This window comes from Bradyrhizobium sp. GW821-FHT12B03 (assembly GCF_058807535.1).
In genome coordinates, this window is record NZ_JBXAQU010000001.1 from 371760 (window position 1) to 388989 (window position 17230).

18 protein-coding genes are annotated in these 17230 nt (G+C 64.1%); 7 read left to right on the forward strand and 11 right to left on the reverse strand.

Going from position 1 to position 17230, the window contains the following annotated elements:
* Nucleotides 1–50: 50 nt before the first annotated feature.
* Nucleotides 51–1898, reverse strand: coding sequence for a 2-oxoacid:acceptor oxidoreductase subunit alpha (locus AC1RUR_RS01850; RefSeq protein WP_492840746.1), 1848 nt, complete (start codon nucleotides 1896–1898; stop codon nucleotides 51–53).
* Nucleotides 1868–3667 (reverse strand): FAD-dependent oxidoreductase, encoded by a 1800-nt coding sequence (locus AC1RUR_RS01855; RefSeq protein WP_492840748.1) that lies wholly within the window; start codon nucleotides 3665–3667, stop codon nucleotides 1868–1870. Before AC1RUR_RS01855 ends, AC1RUR_RS01850 begins: the two co-directional genes overlap by 31 nt.
* 287 nt (nucleotides 3668–3954) lie before the next feature.
* Here AC1RUR_RS01855 and AC1RUR_RS01860 point away from each other — a divergent pair, with 287 nt between their 5' ends.
* Entirely contained in the window at nucleotides 3955–4389 is a 435-nt protein-coding gene (locus AC1RUR_RS01860) for a hypothetical protein (RefSeq protein ID WP_492840750.1), read from the forward strand.
* Between the two features lie 32 nt (nucleotides 4390–4421).
* Here AC1RUR_RS01860 and AC1RUR_RS01865 read toward each other — a convergent pair whose 3' ends face one another.
* The 7 genes from AC1RUR_RS01865 to pqqA form a co-directional block, all read right to left on the reverse strand.
* The gene (locus AC1RUR_RS01865; RefSeq protein ID WP_492840752.1) at nucleotides 4422–5099 is read right to left on the reverse strand and encodes a hypothetical protein; all 678 of its coding nucleotides are present in this window, start codon (nucleotides 5097–5099) and stop codon (nucleotides 4422–4424) included.
* Between the two features lie 25 nt (nucleotides 5100–5124).
* Entirely contained in the window at nucleotides 5125–6111 is a 987-nt protein-coding gene (pip, locus tag AC1RUR_RS01870; protein WP_492840754.1) for a prolyl aminopeptidase, read from the reverse strand.
* Nucleotides 6101–7294 (reverse strand): pyrroloquinoline quinone biosynthesis protein PqqE, encoded by a 1194-nt coding sequence (gene pqqE, locus AC1RUR_RS01875; protein ID WP_492840756.1) that lies wholly within the window; start codon nucleotides 7292–7294, stop codon nucleotides 6101–6103. Before pqqE ends, pip begins: the two co-directional genes overlap by 11 nt.
* Complete coding sequence (gene pqqD / locus AC1RUR_RS01880; RefSeq protein WP_492840758.1) at nucleotides 7291–7602, reverse strand: pyrroloquinoline quinone biosynthesis peptide chaperone PqqD; 312 nt, start codon at nucleotides 7600–7602, stop codon at nucleotides 7291–7293. Before pqqD ends, pqqE begins: the two co-directional genes overlap by 4 nt.
* Before the next feature lie 12 nt (nucleotides 7603–7614).
* Entirely contained in the window at nucleotides 7615–8394 is a 780-nt protein-coding gene (gene pqqC / locus AC1RUR_RS01885) for a pyrroloquinoline-quinone synthase PqqC (RefSeq protein WP_492840760.1), read from the reverse strand.
* Nucleotides 8391–9320 carry a pyrroloquinoline quinone biosynthesis protein PqqB gene (gene pqqB, locus AC1RUR_RS01890; RefSeq protein WP_492840762.1) on the reverse strand — a complete coding sequence of 310 codons (930 nt, stop codon included), beginning with the start codon at nucleotides 9318–9320 and terminating at the stop codon, nucleotides 8391–8393. The genes pqqC and pqqB overlap by 4 nt, the downstream gene beginning before the upstream one ends.
* A gap of 164 nt (nucleotides 9321–9484) precedes the next feature.
* Nucleotides 9485–9565 carry a pyrroloquinoline quinone precursor peptide PqqA gene (pqqA, locus tag AC1RUR_RS01895; RefSeq protein WP_045002119.1) on the reverse strand — a complete coding sequence of 27 codons (81 nt, stop codon included), beginning with the start codon at nucleotides 9563–9565 and terminating at the stop codon, nucleotides 9485–9487.
* A 261-nt stretch (nucleotides 9566–9826) separates the two neighbouring features.
* Here pqqA and AC1RUR_RS01900 point away from each other — a divergent pair, with 261 nt between their 5' ends.
* The 6 genes from AC1RUR_RS01900 to AC1RUR_RS01925 all read left to right on the forward strand — a co-directional run bounded on the left by AC1RUR_RS01900 (nucleotide 9827) and on the right by AC1RUR_RS01925 (nucleotide 14482).
* A complete protein-coding gene (locus tag AC1RUR_RS01900) occupies nucleotides 9827–10084 on the forward strand; it encodes a DUF6894 family protein (protein WP_246918807.1) in 258 nt (85 codons plus the stop codon).
* A 253-nt stretch (nucleotides 10085–10337) separates the two neighbouring features.
* A complete protein-coding gene (locus AC1RUR_RS01905; protein ID WP_492840765.1) occupies nucleotides 10338–11738 on the forward strand; it encodes an amidase family protein in 1401 nt (466 codons plus the stop codon).
* 2 nt (nucleotides 11739–11740) lie between these two features.
* On the forward strand, nucleotides 11741–12217 hold the full coding sequence (locus tag AC1RUR_RS01910; RefSeq protein ID WP_492840767.1) for a glutathione peroxidase: 477 nt from the start codon (nucleotides 11741–11743) through the stop codon (nucleotides 12215–12217).
* Nucleotides 12214–12471 carry a DUF3297 family protein gene (locus AC1RUR_RS01915; protein WP_011089470.1) on the forward strand — a complete coding sequence of 86 codons (258 nt, stop codon included), beginning with the start codon at nucleotides 12214–12216 and terminating at the stop codon, nucleotides 12469–12471. The genes AC1RUR_RS01910 and AC1RUR_RS01915 overlap by 4 nt, the downstream gene beginning before the upstream one ends.
* Nucleotides 12472–12625: 154 nt before the next feature.
* On the forward strand, nucleotides 12626–13795 hold the full coding sequence (tarD, locus tag AC1RUR_RS01920) for a D(-)-tartrate dehydratase (RefSeq protein WP_492840769.1): 1170 nt from the start codon (nucleotides 12626–12628) through the stop codon (nucleotides 13793–13795).
* Nucleotides 13796–14194: 399 nt separating this feature from the next.
* On the forward strand, nucleotides 14195–14482 hold the full coding sequence (locus AC1RUR_RS01925) for a GIY-YIG nuclease family protein (protein ID WP_492840771.1): 288 nt from the start codon (nucleotides 14195–14197) through the stop codon (nucleotides 14480–14482).
* 137 nt (nucleotides 14483–14619) lie between these two features.
* Here AC1RUR_RS01925 and AC1RUR_RS01930 read toward each other — a convergent pair whose 3' ends face one another.
* On the reverse strand, nucleotides 14620–15972 hold the full coding sequence (locus tag AC1RUR_RS01930) for a malonyl-CoA decarboxylase (RefSeq protein WP_492840773.1): 1353 nt from the start codon (nucleotides 15970–15972) through the stop codon (nucleotides 14620–14622).
* 229 nt (nucleotides 15973–16201) lie between these two features.
* The gene (locus AC1RUR_RS01935) at nucleotides 16202–17218 is read right to left on the reverse strand and encodes a methyltransferase (RefSeq protein WP_492840775.1); all 1017 of its coding nucleotides are present in this window, start codon (nucleotides 17216–17218) and stop codon (nucleotides 16202–16204) included.
* Between the last annotated feature and the right edge of the window lie 12 nt (nucleotides 17219–17230).

Here is a 17230-nt window from a genome sequence, read left to right on the forward strand (position 1 = left end):
CCTTCGGACGGCTATGCCCGCGCATGACGGAGAGAGCAAAGAAGCGGTCATCATGACACGGCCTTGCGGAGCGGGGTCACCTTGAGGTGATCCTGGTGGTCGCCAATGGCTTTTGCGATGTAACGGGCGGTGATCGGGGTGCCGTCATAATGCACGATCGGCACGAGACGCACCGGGTCGATGCCGTTTTCGTTGACGATGAGCTGGCGCAGCTGGCTGTCGCGGTTCTGCTCGACGACGTAGACGAAGTCGTGCTCGGCGAGGAAGCTCGCCACGCTCGAATGGAACGGGAAGGCGCGGATGCGCAGCCGGTCGAGCTGATGCCCGCGTGCTTCCAAAAGTCCGATCGCCTCGTCCATCGCCGGTGAAGTCGAGCCGAAATAGATCACGCCATATTTGGTCGGCCGTTCCGCATTGGCCTGCAGCGGGCGCGGCACGAGATCCTGCGCGGTCTCGAACTTGCGCACCAGGCGCTGCATGTTGTCGGCGTAGACCGAGCCTTCCTCGGAGTAGCGCGCGTAACGGTCACGCGAGGTTCCGCGGGTGAAGTAGGAGCCCTTGGTCGGATGCGTGCCGGGATAGGTGCGGTAGGGGATGCCGTCGCCGTCGACGTCGAGATAGCGGCCGAAGTCGCGGCCTTCCTCCAGCATCTCCGCGGTCATGATCTTGCCGCGGTCATACTGCTTGGCGTCGTCCCACTTCAGCGGGCGGCAGAGCCGGTGGTTCATGCCGATGTCGAGGTCGAGCATCAGGAAGATCGTGGTCTGGAGCCGCTCGGCGAGATCGAAGGCCGCCGCCGCGAACTCGAACGCCTCCGCCGGATCCTCCGGGAACAGCAGCACGTGCTTGGTATCGCCGTGCGAGGCATAGGCGCAGGCGATGATGTCGCATTGCTGGGTGCGGGTCGGCATGCCCGTGGAAGGGCCGGCGCGCTGGATGTTCATGATCACGGCCGGGATCTCGGCAAAGTATGAGAGGCCGATGAACTCGGTCATCAGGGAGATGCCGGGACCTGATGTCGCGGTGAAGGCGCGGGCACCGTTCCAGGACGCGCCGATCACGATGCCGATCGAGGCCAGCTCGTCCTCGCCCTGCACGATGGCGTATTTCGCCTTGCCGGTCTCCGGATCGTGCCGGTACTTCTTGCAATGGGCGGTGAAGGCTTCCGCCACCGACGAGGACGGCGTGATCGGATACCACGCGCACACCGTGGCGCCGCCATAGACGGCGCCGAGCGCGGCGGCGCTGTTGCCCTCGATGAAGATGCGGTCGCCGACCTTGTCGGACTTCTTCACCCGCAGCCCGATCGGACATTTCAGGTTCTGCAGCGCCCAGTCGCGGCCGAGATGCAGCGCGTGGACGTTGGAGGAGAGCAGCTTCTCCTTGCCCTTGTACTGCTCGCCGATCAGCTGCTCGATCAGCTTCGGGTCCATGTCGAGCAGCGCCGAGAGGCTGCCTAGATAGATGATGTTCTTGAACAGCTGGCGCTGGCGCGGATCGGTGTAGGTCGAGTTGGTGATCGCGGTGAGCGGCACGCCGATCACGGTGATGTCGTCGCGGAATTTCGTGGACGGCATCGGCTTGGTGGAATCGTAGAACAGATAGCCGCCGGGCTCGATGCCGGCGACGTCCTTGTCCCAGGTCTGCGGGTTCATCGCCACCATCATGTCGACGCCGCCGCGGGCGCCGAGATGGCCGGCTTCCGTCACCCGCACCTCGTACCAGGTCGGCAGCCCCTGGATGTTGGAGGGGAAAATGTTGCGCGGGGAGACCGGGACGCCATGGCGCAGGATCGCGCGCGCGAACATCTCGTTGGCGCTGGCCGAACCCGAGCCGTTGACGTTGGCGAAACGGACGACGAAGTCGTTTACGCTGCTGATCGGCTTTTTGTCGGACATGTCGAACCCGCTTGAGTCATTTCGATCAAATATTTCTGCATGTCCCAGGCGCCGGTGGGACAACGCTCGGCGCACAGCCCGCAATGCAGGCAGACATCCTCGTCCTTCACCATCACGCGCCCGGTCTTGAGGTCGCTGGACACATAGAGGTCCTGGTCCGGATGCGGTGAGGGCGCCTTCAGGCGCTGGCGGAGGTCGCTCTCCTCGCCATTCTCAGTGAAGGTGATGCAATCCATCGGGCAGATGTCGACGCAGGCGTCGCACTCAATGCAGAGCGAGGTCGAGAACACCGTCTGGACGTCGCAGTTCAGGCAGCGATGGGCCTCGCCGAGCGCGAGCTTGACGTCGTAGCCGAGCTCGACCTCGGTGCGGATGTCCTTCAGCGCGATCACCTTGTCGCGATGCGGCACCTTGAAGCGCTTGTCGACGGAGATGTCGTTGTCATAGCTCCATTCGTGGATGCCCATCTTCTGCGAGGAGACATGCACCTCCGGCAGCGGCCGCTCGGTGATGTCCTCGCCCGAGAGCAGCTTGTGGATCGACAGCGCGGCGTCATGGCCCTGCGCGACCGCCCAGATGATGTTCTTGGGCCCGAACGCGGCGTCGCCGCCGAAGAAGACCTTCGGGTTGGTCGAGACGAAGGTCTTCGGATCGACCTTCGGCATGTGCCATTTGTCGAACTCGATGCCGCAATCCGGCTCGATCCAGGGGAAGGCGTTCTCCTGGCCGACCGCGACCAGCACGTCGTCGCACTCGAAAGTCTGGTCCGGCTCGCCCGAGGGCACCAGGTTGCGGCGGCCCCTGGCGTCGTATTCGGCCTTCACCTTCTGGACGGTGACGCCGGTGAGCTTGCCGTTGTCGTGGATGAAGGCGACGGGAACGAGGAAATTGAGGATCGGAATGTCCTCGTGGATCGCGTCCTCCTTCTCCCAGGGCGAGGCCTTCATCTCCTCGAAGCCGGAGCGCACGATCACCTTGACGTCTTCGCCGCCGAGCCGGCGCGCCGTGCGGCAGCAATCCATCGCGGTGTTGCCGCCGCCGAGCACGATCACGCGCTTGCCGATCTTGTCGGTGTGGCCGAACGACACCGAGGACAGCCAGTCGATGCCGATATGAACGTGGGCGGCAGCTTCTTTCCTGCCGGGAATGTCGAGCTCACGGCCGCGCGGCGCGCCGGAGCCGACGAAGATCGCGTCGTATTTCTCCGCGAGCAGCGCCTTCATGCTCTCGATGCGGTGGCCGCCTTTGAAGTCGACGCCGAGACCCAGGATGTAGCCGGTCTCCTCGTCGATGACGGAATTGGGCAGGCGGAATTTCGGGATCTGCGTGCGCATCATGCCGCCGGCTTCGGGATCGCCGTCGAACACGGTGCAGTGATAGCCGAGTGGTGCGAGATCGCGCGCCACGGTCAGCGAGGCCGGCCCGCCGCCGACGAATGCAACGCGCTTGCCGTTTTTCGCTGCGGGCTTCGGCAGGCGCTGCGTGATGTCGTCCTTGAAATCGGCGGCGACACGCTTGAGGCGGCAGATCGCAACCGGCGTTTCCTCGACGCGCCCGCGGCGGCACGCCGGCTCGCATGGACGATCGCAGGTGCGTCCCAGGATTCCGGGAAACACGTTCGATTTCCAATTGATCATGTAGGCGTCGCTGTAGCGGCCTTGTGCGATCAGTCGGATGTATTCGGGAACCGGAGTGTGCGCAGGACAGGCCCATTGGCAATCGACCACTTTGTGAAAGTAGTCGGGGGCCGCGATATCGGTCGGTTTCATTCCTACCCTGTCCGCGCAGGCTCAAAGACCCGGCGGCCTCTTCTTGAGCTTGGCGAACGCTTAACGCGCGTCGATCTGGTTTCTGAATGACGTCATTGGGTTAGCTTATTAGAACCGTTCCGAAGTACAACGGCAATTTTGCGCGCTTCCCCTCTTTCATGGGAGCTACGCGCGCACAGCATTAACGCCGCATGCGATGTGCGTGCGGTGCAATATGTTGCGCATGCGAAACGTCGTGATCGTATATGGTCTTCCGATGTTGCTTTGGAGCAAGGCAAGGGGGTGCGATGGGACGATCGGTATCAACTGAGTTTGAGATTGATCACGGTCTAAGCATCGCCGTCACTGAAGCTGGCGCCTGGATCGTGCGGGCCGACGATCGGGAGTTTCGTCTTGAGGACATCAACGATTTCTATCGCGCCTGGCTGCTGCTGGAGCGCCCCTTCCCTGACGTGCGGGATGCGCTCGACCAGATCGCTTGCAACGTAAGCGCGGCAACGTCTTTTCCGTTCGCGATACTCATCGGGTCCGTCCTAAAGGCTAAATCAAGTCAATGGAGCGAACGCGCAATGGTTTGGGTCCCGTTCCTTTCGGTGGCGGAGAAAGTGACCCTGAAAGGCCTGCTTTCGGACGTCAGAGACTCAAAATGGGCCACCCAGAAGACAAGGCAGTTAGCTCGGAAATACGTGAATGACATCGAGCGAGGCGATCAAAACACTTGAGTGAGCTGAGCCTCGCCCACGATTGCGCGAGGTCAGCCGCGCGCGATGTCGCTCTTCGCCAGATCCCACATCAGGCTGTAGGTGCCGACGGAGACGGGCAGCGGGAAGGGCGCCGCAGCGGGGCCGGTGAAGCGTTCGGCGATGACGGCTGAGACGGCGCCGACATGCGTGCCGTCGATCAGCACGAACCAGTCGCGCGCGCCTTCGTTGCGCACTGCCGGAATATCGGCCGTTGCGCCCGACAATTCCGGTTCGCTCTCGAGCAGATGCATCGAGATGATGCCATCGCGCTTCTCCGGCGCCAGCTTTTCTTGCAGTGCATCACGCCATGGCGCGGCATTGTCGGCTGTGGGGCGCAGCCGCACGAGGCCGAGCGCGGCGCCGCGACCAGTGCCCTTGCTGATGGTGATGCGCGCGACGACGCGCAGCATGTTCTTGAAATGCGCCATGGTCCGCCGCGACCATTCGGTCTGGTTGGCGAGCCGCGCCCGGTAGGCGGGACTGTCGAGCACGTCGAGCGTCTCGGTCGAATACAGCGAGAGATATTTGGGAGTGGCGGCGTGCGCGACATAGCGCCGCGCCTCCAGAAATCCCTCGATCGCGACGCGCTCTTCCAGATGCTCGTGATCGTACCAGCGGTTGAAATCGGCTTCATCTGAAACGTCGATATTCATCGACGTCAGCAGCATGCCTTTCCCGGCGAGCGGCATTTTCTTGTTGTCCCGTTATTGCGCGCTAGCGCGCGGCTTTCGAAGCAAGGTCCGCGATCGACTTCATCACCGCATCCCTGACGCCGGCATCATAGAGCGAATGCCCGGCTTCTTCCACGATTCGAATCTCGGAACCCGGCCAGACTTTTGCAAGCGCATGCGATGTCTCGGGCGGGCACAACAGATCGTAGCGGCCCTGGACGATGATGCCGGGAATGCCGGCAAGCCTGCCCGCGTTCCGCAGCAGCTGGTTTGCGGTCATGAAGCTGTCGTTGACGAAGTAGTGCGCTTCCATGAAAGGCGTCGCCGGCAATGTGCGCCAGACGTTCAACGAGGCGAGGTCGAGCCGCGTCCTTGCGGGCTTGTGTTCCGACAAGGCGCGTTCGGTGTCGTGCCAGGCGCGCGCCGCCGGACCGTGCACGGCCGGATCGGCACCGAGGATGCGTCGATAGTAAGCATCCACCGGGTGCGCGCGCTCTTCCGGCGGCAGCACGCTCAGGAAATCCTCGTAGAGCGCGGGATAGAACTGCGACAGGCGCACGGTGAAGCCGGTCTCGACTTCCGCCCGCGTGCCCAGGAAGGTCGCCCGCAGCGCGATGCCGGAGACGCGCGCGGGATGCGCCTCTGCATAAGCCAGCGCCAGCGTCGCGCCCCAGGAGCCGCCGACCACCATCCAGCGGTCGAAGCCGAATTTCTCGCGGATTGTCTCCATGTCCGCGATCAGATGCGCCGTCGTGTTGTGCGCGCGCGATCCCTTCGGACGGCTGCGGCCGCAGCCGCGCTGGTCGAACAGCACGGCATGGAAACGATCGGGGTCGAACAGCCGGCGATGGTCAGGCTGGCAGCCGCTGCCGGGTCCGCCATGCAGATAGACCGCGGGAATGCCGTCGGCCCGGCCGACGCTCTCGACATAGAGCTCATGGCCGTCGCCGACGTCGAGCATGTCGGAGGTCAGCGGCGCGAAGGGATCGGCGCGCTTGACCGAACTGGCCGCGTCGGCGTCAGGCGCCATTCTCGGATTCCAGGGTGCCACCGGCAAAGTTGCGGTAGAGGAAGCGGTTGGTCTCGCCTTCGGCCTCGCGCTCGGCCTGCTTGAAGATGGTCTCGTGCAGCGGCGACAGCGCGCAGGCGGGATCGGTGTTGGCGGCATCGCCGGTCAGTGCGAAGGCCTGGCAGCGGCAGCCGCCGAAATCGATCTCGCGGAATTCGCAGGACTTGCACGGCTCCTTCATCCAGCCGGTGCCGCGATAGCGGTTGAAGGCTTCCGAGTTCTGCCAGATCCAGGCGATCGAATGGTTGGAGCGCACGGACAGGAAGTCGAGCCCGGTGATGCTCTCGGCGGCGTGGCAGGGCAGCACCTTGCCGGCGGGCGAGATGTTGAAGAACTGCCGGCCCCAGCCGCCCATGCACTTCTTCGGCCGCAGCGCGTAATAGTCCGGCACGACGTAGTCGATCGAAAGCCGGCCCTTCAGCCGCTCGCGTGCCTCCTCGACGATGTCAGTGCACTCGTCGAGCTGCGCCACGGTCGGCATCAGCGCGGCGCGGTTCTTCAGCGCCCAGCCGTAATATTGCACGTTGGCGACCTCGAGCCGGTCGGCATCGAGATCGACAGACATCTGGATGATGTCGGGGAGCTGGTGCAAATTCTGCCGGTGCATCACCGCGTTCACGGTGAGCGGCAGATCCAGCTCGCGCGTCCACTTCGCGACTTCGAGCTTCTTGCGGTGGCCGTTTTTGTAACCGGCGACGCGATCGGCGAGGCCTTCTTCGACGCCCTGGAAGCTGATCTGCACGTGACAGAGCCCGGCATCGGCAAGCTCGCTCAGCCGCTCGCGCGTCAGCAGCACGGCGGAGGTGATGAGGTTGGTGTAGAGGCCGACGTCGCTGGCGTGCTTGACCAGCTCGACGAGATCCTTCCGCGCCGTCGGCTCGCCGCCGGAGAAATGCACCTGGAGCACGCCGATCTCGGCGAGCTCGCTCAGCACCTTCTTCCATTCCTCGGTCGTCAGTTCCTTGCCCGAGCGATCGAGCTCGACCGGGTTGGAGCAATAGGGGCATTGCAGCGGGCAGCGATGGGTGATCTCGAGCAGCACGGCGAGCGGAATGCCGAAGGTCTCCGCCGTCGAACGCTGCTTCTCCAGCACCGCGAGGCTGTCGTTTGTCTCGGGCGGGATGGTCGGGAGCACATCGCTCATGGCGTCTTCTCCCTGATCTCGGTGAGGAAGCCCTTGTCGGCGAGATCCTGCAGCATGGCGATGACGTCGGTCAGGATCGCCTCGCGCGGCGCGGCGTATTTCGCCGCCAGCTGGTCGGAGACGTCGCCGACGCTACGCTCGCCGTTACAGAGCTGCAAGACTTCGACGGCGATCTCGTCCGGTGCCAGCACGCGCTCCGGCGCCAGGATCACCCAGACCTTGCGCGTCTCGTCGTATTTCAGCTTGGCATGCCGCGGCAGCACGGGACGGCTTGCCTCGCTGACACTGATATGACGCGGCCCGGCCATGACAGTTCCTCGTCAGCTCGCTTTGGGCATGAACGCGCCTGGCGGAATGTTGCCCTCGACATAGGCGTGCTGGAGCGCATCCAGCTGCACCCACAGCACGTTGGTCTTGAAGATCAGCGCATTGCAGACGGAGGCGCGCTCTTCCGGCGTCCGCGCGTGCGTCCTGACATAGTCGAGCGCGAAATTGGCATCGCGCGGCGCCTGCGTGAGGCGCCGCTTGAAGTAGCTCATGATGTCGGGGTTGACGAAGTCGTAATGCTCCAGCATGCCGGCAATGCGCTCTTCATGCAGGTTCGGCGCGAACAGCTCGGTGAGCGAGGAGGCGATCGCCTCCAGCGGGCTCTTCTCGCGGCAGTAGTGGACGTAGGCTTCCACCGCGAAGCGCGTGGCGGGGAGAATGCCTTCGGTGGATTCCACATAAGCGGTGTCGAGGCCGAGGCCTTCGGTCAGCTTCAGCCAGCGCTCGATGCCGCCTTCGGAGCCGACATCGCCGTCATGGTCCTCGATGCGGTGGCGCCATTCCAGGCGCGTGGCGCGGTCGCGGAAGCGCGAGATCACCACCGCGTCCTTGATCGGGATCGTGCTCTGGTAATAGTAGCGGTTCAGCGCCCAGGCCTGCACCTGGCCCTTGTTCAGCTTGCCGCCGTGCAGCAGCTTATGGAACGGATGCAGGCTGTGATAGCGCGTCGCGCCGATATGGCGCAGCGCCGCTTCCAGCTCCTCGGCGCTCGTGAGCTTGATGTCCTTGCCGATCGAGAGCGCGGTCATTCCAGTCAGTGACGCGGCATTCACAGCACGATCTCCGTTCCATCTGCGGGTATCTGCCAGCCCGCCTGTTCAATGGCCTTGCGCTCGGGTGAAGCGGGCAGCAGCGCCGGATTCGAGTTATTGATATGCAGAAACAGCTTCCTGTCGATATTGAGATCAGAAAGTCGCGCGATCGCGCCATCGTGACCGGACATCGCGACATGTCCCATGCTCTTGCCGGTCTTGTGGCCGAGCCCGGCCCTGATCATCTCGTCGTCCTGCCAGACCGTGCCGTCGAAGAACACCAGCGCGGCGCCATCGATCTCGGCCTTGAGCGCGTCGGTCACCTCGGCGCAGGCGGCAATGAAATAGAAGCACCTGCCGGTCGTCTTGTCGGTGATCTTGAGGCCCAGCGTGTCGCCGTCGCCGGTCTCGCCGCCCGGATGCGCCTTGCCTTCCAGATACCAGGCCGCCTTGCCTGGAACCGCGAAGGGCAGCACCTCGATGCCTGACCGTGCCCCGTCAGGCAGGCGCGGCTCGAACGGTTCGCTGATGGCGATCGGCTGGCGCCGCACGTTCTTCTCGTTCAGCACGTTGAAGATGCTGTTGCTCTTCAGGATCGCCAGCACCTTCTCATGCGCATAGATCGTGAAGGGCGAGCCCTCGCGCATCGACAGCAGCCCCGCCACCGCATCCACTTCGCCATTGGTCAGGATCACGCCCGCGACAGGCGTATGGCGCAGCGCGCCCGCCCTGGGGTGCAGCTGCGGCGTGGCATGCAATTGCTGGCGGAGATCGGGAGAGGCGTTGATCAGGAACCAATGCTCGCCGTCGCCGCTGAAGGCGACAGAGGCCTGGGTTCGCACGAGTTCATCGCCGAGGGCACGGGCCGCGCGGCAGCCTTCGCAGCCGCAATTCCATTGCGGCACTCCGCCGCCGGCCCCGGCGCCCAGGACGACGACGCGAAGCATGATCCGTCTCCTGGAAGCAACGTCGCGAGGTGGATCTCAGGTCGACACAAAATCTATCTTCCGGAAATGCATCGTGACCGGAAGACGTCGTATCCGACAGTGCTCGACCGAAAGAGTGCTCGACCGAAAGAACCACCTGCGCAGAACGCAAACCCACCAACCGCTTACTTGCGGGTGGCGCTCACATACATGTTGATTTCCATGCCACAGGGCACTTCGACGATCTTCGGGGTTTTCCAGGCCATTTGGCTCTCCATTTTTGCGAATTCGGACGTATCCGCCCACGAGCTAAGTTACTGCGGGGGGAAAAGTTCGCCAGTGAAATTTTCCCGACCTAGGTAGTAGGCCGGCCGAATTGGTGCACTGCGAAAAGAGCGTATTGCGGCCGCAAAGATGAGCGAATGATAATGCGAAATAGTCGATAGGTCGTGATCCCTGTCGGGATAAACCAGTTGTGAGTATGGAACGGCTTCCAATCGGCTACAGGCGACCCCATTGGATCAGGCATGCCCAGATATTTCTTCAACACCCGTATCGGCGATGAATTGATCGTGGATCCCGAAGGCGAGGACCTGCGCAATCCCGATCGCGCCTGGGAGGTCGCCCGCCAGATGATCCTGGAGGTCCTGAAATCGGAGGGGACCCAGCCGGCGCTGCTGGAGGCGGTCATCGAGGTCACCGACGTCGATGGCGAGGTCGTGCTGGAGTTTCCCTTCACCGAGGCACTGCTGGACATGCCGGTTCAGTCCGCGACGAGGCACTAGAGGCGCGCGAGATGCGCTCCCTCCCCCGCTTGCGGGGGAGGGCGGGGGAGAGGGGGCTTCCGCGAGCGAGAACCCCCAAGAGGAGAGAGCCCTCACCCGGCACTTCGTGCCGACCTCTCCCGCAAGCGGGAGAGGTTGCCGTGTGCTCGCGGTGAGACCGAGACAACATGACATCGCACTTTCGCCCCTGCGAAATCCGCATGGCTTTGCCGCGTTCCCGGCGCTAAAAGACGCCGGTCATACGGAGCTAGCCATGCAAGATCTCTGGCGCCTGTCGGCCGCCGACCTCGCCACCCTCGTCAAGTCCAGGAAAGTGTCCGCCAGGGAGGCGGCCAAGGCCGGCCTTGGCCGCCTCGACGCCGTCAATCCCCGGCTCAATGCCGTGATCGACCACCGGCCGGAGGACGTGCTCAAGCAGGCCGACGCCGTGGATGCCGCCATCGCCAGGGGCGAGGACCCCGGCGTGCTGGCCGGCGTGCCCGTCACCATCAAGGCCAATGTCGATCAGGAGAGCTTTGCCACCACCAACGGCTTAAAACTCCAGCGCGACCTGATCGCGCGCGAGGACAACCCGGTGGTCGCCAATTTCCGCAAGGCTGGCGCCGTCCTGCTCGGCCGCACCAATTGCCCGGCCTTCTCCTATCGCTGGTTCACCACCAACCTGGTCCATGGCGACACCAAGAACCCCCGCGATGCCTCGCTGACGCCGGGCGGCTCGTCAGGCGGCGCCGGCTCGGCGGTCGCGGCCGGCATCGGCCATATCGCCCATGGCACCGACATCGCCGGCTCGATCCGCTATCCCGCCTATGCCTGCGGCGTGCATGGCCTGCGCCCGACGCTCGGCCGCATCCCCGCCTTCAATGCGGCGCTGCCGGAGCGTCCGATCGGCCCGCAGATCATGGCGGTGTCAGGACCGCTGGCACGCACCGTCAACGACATCAGGATTTCGCTCGCGGCCATGTCGGCCCGCGACATCCGCGACCCCTGGTATGTGCCGGCGCCGCTGGAAGGTCCCGCGCGGCCGAAGCGCGCCGCGCTCTGCGTCAACCCGGACGGCCTTGCGACCACGCCGGAGGTGAAGGCGGCCGTGATTGACGCCGGCAAGCGCCTCGAGCGCGCGGGCTGGACCGTCGAGACGATCGAGAACACCCCGCCGATGCGCGAGGCCGTCGAGTGGCAGGTCAAGCTCTGGCTCGGCGACGGCTATGAGGCGCAGCTCGAAATGGCCGAGCGTGAAGGCGATCCCGGTGCGCTGGCCTGCCTGCGCGGCAACCGCAGCAGGGTCACGCCCATGGACCAGGCGAATTACGCGAAGGCGCTGACCCGCCGCGCCACGCTGACCCGCGACTGGATGCTGTTCTTCGAAAAATATGCGGTGCTGCTGACGCCGGTGTCCGGCGAATTGCCGTTCCCCGATCATCTCGACCGCAAGGATGACGAATCCTTCAAGCGCGTCTGGGAGGCCCAGCTGCCGCAGATCGCGATCCCGTTCATGGGCCTGCCGGGCCTCGTCGTCTCCACCGGTCTCGTCGGCAAGGCGCCGGTCGGCGTGCATATCGTGTCGGGCCGCTATCGCGAGGATCTCTGTCTGCTCGCCGGCGAAGCGATCGAAGCGGGCGGCGTGCCGCCGTCGCCGATCGATCCCGTGGGTTAGCGATGTCGGCGATTTACGACTTCAAGGCCAACTCGCTTGCCGGCGAGGAGGTCGCCCTGCGCCGCTTCGAGGGGCAGGTGCTGCTGATCGTCAACACCGCGAGCAAATGCGGCTTCACGCCGCAATATCGCGGGCTGGAGGATCTCCATCGCGACCTGTCGCCGCGCGGCTTCTCGGTGCTGGGCTTTCCCTGCAACCAGTTCGGCGCGCAGGAGCCGGGACAGGCGAGCGAGATCCAGGAATTCTGCTCGACCAATTACGACGTCACCTTCCCCCTGTTCGAGAAGATCGACGTCAACGGCGCCCATGCGCACCCCTTGTATGAGTACCTGAAACGCCAGCAATCCGGCCTGCTGGGCGCCTCCATCAAGTGGAATTTCACCAAATTCCTGGTGGACCGTGCCGGCCAGGTCATCGCGCGCTACGCGCCGACCGCGCGGCCCGAAGGATTGCGGCAGCAAATCGAGACCCTGTTATGAGCGAGACAATCATGAGCGACGAATTTCCCGACCGCCTGTCGGTCGATCCGAACAGCCCCTATTACAACGCGGACATCCTGGCGCGCGACGTCGGCATCCGCTTCAAGGGCATCGAGAAGACCAATGTCGAGGAGTACTGCATCAGCGAAGGCTGGGTCCGCGTCACCGCCGGCAACGCCAAGGACCGCCACGGCAACCCGCTGACCATCAAGGTACACGGTCCGGTCGAGCCGTATTTCAGGGATAAGAAATAGCTATCGCGCGTCGGGCGCACCACACCCTCCGTCGTCATGCCCGGGCTTGACCCGGGCATCCACGTCTTCGAACTTGCTCCATGGCAAAGACGTGGGTGGCCGGGTCAAGCCCGGCCATGACGAGCGGCGAGAGCTAGCAAGGAAGAGAGAACAAATGTCCGTCCGCATCGTCGACGTCCGCGAGATCACCAAGCCGATCTCGTCCCCGATCCGCAACGCCTATATCGACTTCACCAGGATGACGACGAGCCTCGTTGCCGTCGTCACCGACGTCGTTCGCGACGGCAAACGCGTCGTCGGCTACGGCTTCAATTCCAACGGCCGTTACGGGCAGGGCGGCCTGATCCGCGAGCGTTTTGCCGCGCGCATCACGGAGGCTGATCCGAAGTCGCTGCTGGATGCGGCCGGCGACAATCTCGACCCGGACAAGGTCTGGGCCGCGATGATGACCAACGAGAAGCCGGGCGGCCATGGCGAGCGCTCGGTCGCGGTCGGCACCATCGACATGGCGGTGTGGGACGCGGTGGCGAAGATCGCGGGCAAGCCGCTGTTCCGCCTGCTCGCCGAACGCCACGGCGTGAAAGCCAACCCGCGCGTGTTCGTCTACGCCGCCGGCGGCTATTACTATCCCGGCAAGGATCTCTCGATGCTGCGCGGCGAGATGCGCGGCTATCTCGATCGCGGCTACAACGTCGTCAAGATGAAGATCGGCGGCGCTGAGATCGAGGAGGACCGGACCCGCATCGAGGCGGTGCTCAAGGAGATCGGCAAGGACGCGCAGCTCGCCGTCGACGCCAACGGCCGCTTCAATCTGGAAACCGGCATCGCCTATGCCAAGATGCTGCGGGATTATCCGCTGTTCTGGTACGAGGAGGTCGGCGATCCCCTCGACTACGCGCTGCAGGCTGCGCTTGCCGAATTCTATCCGGGCCCGATGGCGACGGGCGAAAACCTGTTCAGCCACCAGGATGCCCGCAACCTGATCCGCTATGGCGGCATGCGCCCCGACCGCGACTGGCTGCAATTCGACTGCGCGCTGTCCTATGGCCTGTGCGAATACCAGCGCACGCTGGAGGTCCTGAAGACCCATGGCTGGTCGCCCAGCCGCTGCATTCCGCATGGCGGCCACCAGATGTCGCTCAACATCGCTGCCGGCCTCGGCCTCGGCGGCAATGAGAGCTATCCCGACCTGTTCCAGCCCTACGGCGGCTTCCCCGACGGTATCAGCGTCGAGAACGGCCACATCACCATGCCCGATCTCCCGGGCATCGGCTTCGAAGGCAAGTCCGATCTCTACAAGGAGATGAAGGCGCTGGCGGAGTAGCGGGGGCGCTGGGGCGGTTGGGGTGCGACGGCCGCGCCACACACTCCGTCATCGCGAGCGCAGCGAAGCAATCCAGAGTCTTTCCGCAGCGGCAGTCTGGATTGCTTCGTCGCAAGAGCTCCTCGCAATGACGGTGGAGAGGGCAGTGTCGCTTGCCGGCGGCCTCGCCCTCGGCGGACGGTAGGTCTGGTCTGCTGAGACGCCACCACGCACTCCGTCATTGCGAGCGCAGCGAAGCAATCCAGAATCTTTCCGCGAAGGCAGTTTGGATTGCCTCGTCGCAAGAGCTCCTCGCGATGACGTGTAGCGAGAGTATTTTTATCACGCTGATCGAGGCCGTTGCTCGCAATCATCCCTTGGTTGTGATAATCCTAAAGCTCTCTCAAAATGAGGGTGATCATGAAGCAACCTTGCGTGTACATGTTCGCCAATCGCCACAACGGGACGATCTACACAGGCGTCACCTCCAATCCGCCGCGCCGCGCTTTCGAGCATCGCGAGGGCTTGGTGAAAGGCTTCTCCTCGAAGTACGGCTGCAAGCTCCTCGTCTGGTACGAGCTACACGCCACCATGACCGACGCGATTACGCGGGAGAAGCAGATCAAGGCTGGTAGTCGGGCAAAGAAGCTTGCTCTGATAGAGAGCATCAATCCGGATTGGACGGATTTGTACGAGACGCTGATCTGACCTCGAGCCCGGGTGCCCGCCACACACTCCGTCATTGCGAGCGGAGCGCAGCAATCCAGAATCTTTCCGCGGAGGCAGTCTGGATTGCTTCGCTCCGCTCGCAATGACGATGTGGCGAAAGCCAGGACGACGGCACCCTACGACAGCCGCATGTCCAGCAGCCTGCGTCCTTCGCCCTTCAGCAGCTTCCTCACCGCGCTGGACGCCACGACTTCGCCGTCATTGGCATAGGCTTCGTGGTTCTTCTCGATGTCGTCGAGGCGGTAGAGATAGTTCACCATCACGCCAGCGGACTCGCGCACGCCCTTCGGCGAGAGGTCGCCGAGCCAGTTGATGCGCTCGAGGCGTGCGCCGTTGCCGAGATGGAAGCGGGCGACGGAGTCGATCAGCCGGCCCTTCGGCGTGCGCGCTTTCAGGAAATAATGCGCGGCGAGCGGCTCGATCACGCCGCGCAGCAGCGTCGTCGTCTCGGGGTTCTCGAACCATTTGGGATCGTCGAGGCGCTTCAAGAGCTCGCGATCGTCGTCCGACAGCGGCAGGTCCTTGTCCTGCTTGATCCACTGCATGAAGCCCGGCACCGGCGACAGCGTCACGAAATTGTCGAGCTTCGGCAGCTCGCGGCGCAGCTCCTCGACCACCTGCTTGATCAGGAAACTGCCGAAGGAGATGCCGCCCAGGCCCCGCTGGGTGTTCGAGATCGAGTAGAACACGGCGGTACGCGCGCGCTCGATCGGCAGATGCTGGCGGTCGACCGCGAGCAGCGGCGCGATCGCGCCGGGGATCGTCTCGGTCAGCGCCACCTCGACGAAGATCAGCGGCTCGTCCACCATCGCGGGATGGAAGAAGGCGTAGCAGCGGCGGTCGACCGGATCGATGCGGCGGCGAAGATCGTCCCAGTCGCTGATCTCGTGCACGGCCTCGTAGCGAATGATCTTTTCGAGGATGTTGGCCGGGGTCGACCAGTCGATCCTGCGCAGCACGAGAAACCCCCTGTTGAACCACGAAGAGAGCAGATGCGAGACGTCGCGATCGAGCGCGGCGAGATCGGTGTGTCCGTTCATCATGCCGAGCAGATCGGCGCGCATGTTCACGAGATCGCCGGTGCCGCCTGGCGCGCGGTTGAGGCGGCGGATCAGCTCCTGCCGGCGCGGCTCCGATGCAAAATGCAGCGCGCTGGCATCCTCGTCGGCCGGCTGGGCGCGCCATTTTTCGATTGCCTTGGACAGGCGTTCCCGGTCAGGGCCGAAGTCGCGCACCAGTGCCTCGAAGAAGGCGCGGCGTCCTGCCGCATCCAGATCCTGGTAGAGATCGAGCACCTCGCGCGCCATGGCTGTGCCGGAGGCTTCGCCCCGGCCCGACAGCAGCGCACCGCAGAGCTCGATCAGCCCGTCGGCATCCTGTTTGGTGTCCATGCCGTCGCCGCGGCGAAGCAGCGTGCGGCCGCGCTCGGAGATCGTGGCGAGCAGGTCGGAGAAGAAGGCGTTAGCCATCTGGGCCTTTCGAAACCGGGTTGTGCGGTGCGGGAAGCTTACATGGGATTTAGGCGGAAGCCGATCACAATCAAGCAGGTGAATTTGGCAAGTTTAGCTGGGGCGTGCGTTTCGAGAATGCTGTCATGCCCCGCGGAGGCGGTGCATCTGGCACGCCGCGCTCCGTCGCGAATGGCCGCCAGTGCGTCCATGATCCGGTCCCCCGACGCCAGCGCCAGGAGAAGTCTACTCAATTGCCGGATCTCCTGAATTGGACCAGGCTGAACGAGCCGATACCGGACGTCTGGACGAAAGCGAAGCCGGCCGAGTCCGCCAGCCTGCGATACGCGGCTTCCGTCCGCTCGCAGCCGCCCGGTCCTCGCAGCATGTTGAGGTCGCTCATGACGCAGGAGCGATCCTCGGGTTTCGTCGTGGCAAGCTCCGGCATGATCCGCTCGATCACGATCAGCGTCCCGTCCGGCGGCAGTGCGTCCCCGCAATTGCGCAGGATGATCCGGCAACGGTCGTCATCCCAATTATGGAGAATGCTCTTCATCACGATCGTGTCGGCGCCGCTCGGGACTTTTTCAAAGAAGCTCCCGGCGACGAACCGACAGCGGCCGGCGATACCGAGCCGATCGAAATGCGCCCGCGCATCTGCCTCGCAACGCGCCAGATCAAGGGCGACGCCCTCAAGATGAGAATTGTGCTGAAGCACGGCGCCGATCAGTTCGCCTGTGCCGCCGCCGACATCCATGACGAGGCGCGCGGCTGCGAAGTCGTGGGCCGCAACGATCCTTGGAACGATGGACCGCGTGAGGCTGACCATCGCAGCGTTGAACCGTCGGTTGGCTTCCGGCGCATTGCCTGAGGCGGCATAGCGGTCATCGCCTTCTCCGCGCAACTGGGTCGAGGTCTTTCCGGTACGAACCGAATCGACCAGCCCGCTCCAGGATTGCGCGAGCATCTCGCCCTCAAAGAGAACCCAGTCCTTGAAGGATGGGTCGGCCGTCTCGCCGAGTTGCCGGCCGAGATCCGTCATGGCGAACCGGTCCCGCTCCGGCTGCCTGCACAGGCCAATTGTCGTCAAGCCGATGAGCAGTCTACGCAACGCGCTTTCGTCGGCGGACACCAGCCGGGCCAGCTCGGCCACGGATTTCGCGTCGTCGCCAATGGCCTCGGCGAGATTGAGCTTCGCCGCAGCATAGATCACCGCGGTGATGCGATGCGACTGCACGAGATCATGCACGGATGCCGGCCCGTTCATGTGTTGCCTCCT

Coding starts and splice junctions, on each gene's coding strand:
- AC1RUR_RS01850 (WP_492840746.1), bottom strand. CDS start 1,898: ATGTCCGACAAAAAGCCGATCAGCAGCGTAAACGACTTCGTCGTCCGT.
- AC1RUR_RS01855 (WP_492840748.1), bottom strand. CDS start 3,667: ATGAAACCGACCGATATCGCGGCCCCCGACTACTTTCACAAAGTGGTC.
- AC1RUR_RS01860 (WP_492840750.1), top strand. CDS start 3,955: ATGGGACGATCGGTATCAACTGAGTTTGAGATTGATCACGGTCTAAGC.
- AC1RUR_RS01865 (WP_492840752.1), bottom strand. CDS start 5,099: ATGCCGCTCGCCGGGAAAGGCATGCTGCTGACGTCGATGAATATCGAC.
- pip (WP_492840754.1), bottom strand. CDS start 6,111: ATGGCGCCTGACGCCGACGCGGCCAGTTCGGTCAAGCGCGCCGATCCC.
- pqqE (WP_492840756.1), bottom strand. CDS start 7,294: ATGAGCGATGTGCTCCCGACCATCCCGCCCGAGACAAACGACAGCCTC.
- pqqD (WP_492840758.1), bottom strand. CDS start 7,602: ATGGCCGGGCCGCGTCATATCAGTGTCAGCGAGGCAAGCCGTCCCGTG.
- pqqB (WP_492840762.1), bottom strand. CDS start 9,320: ATGCTTCGCGTCGTCGTCCTGGGCGCCGGGGCCGGCGGCGGAGTGCCG.
- pqqA (WP_045002119.1), bottom strand. CDS start 9,565: ATGGCCTGGAAAACCCCGAAGATCGTCGAAGTGCCCTGTGGCATGGAA.
- AC1RUR_RS01900 (WP_246918807.1), top strand. CDS start 9,827: ATGCCCAGATATTTCTTCAACACCCGTATCGGCGATGAATTGATCGTG.
- AC1RUR_RS01905 (WP_492840765.1), top strand. CDS start 10,338: ATGCAAGATCTCTGGCGCCTGTCGGCCGCCGACCTCGCCACCCTCGTC.
- AC1RUR_RS01910 (WP_492840767.1), top strand. CDS start 11,741: ATGTCGGCGATTTACGACTTCAAGGCCAACTCGCTTGCCGGCGAGGAG.
- AC1RUR_RS01915 (WP_011089470.1), top strand. CDS start 12,214: ATGAGCGAGACAATCATGAGCGACGAATTTCCCGACCGCCTGTCGGTC.
- tarD (WP_492840769.1), top strand. CDS start 12,626: ATGTCCGTCCGCATCGTCGACGTCCGCGAGATCACCAAGCCGATCTCG.
- AC1RUR_RS01925 (WP_492840771.1), top strand. CDS start 14,195: ATGAAGCAACCTTGCGTGTACATGTTCGCCAATCGCCACAACGGGACG.
- AC1RUR_RS01930 (WP_492840773.1), bottom strand. CDS start 15,972: ATGGCTAACGCCTTCTTCTCCGACCTGCTCGCCACGATCTCCGAGCGC.
- AC1RUR_RS01935 (WP_492840775.1), bottom strand. CDS start 17,218: ATGAACGGGCCGGCATCCGTGCATGATCTCGTGCAGTCGCATCGCATC.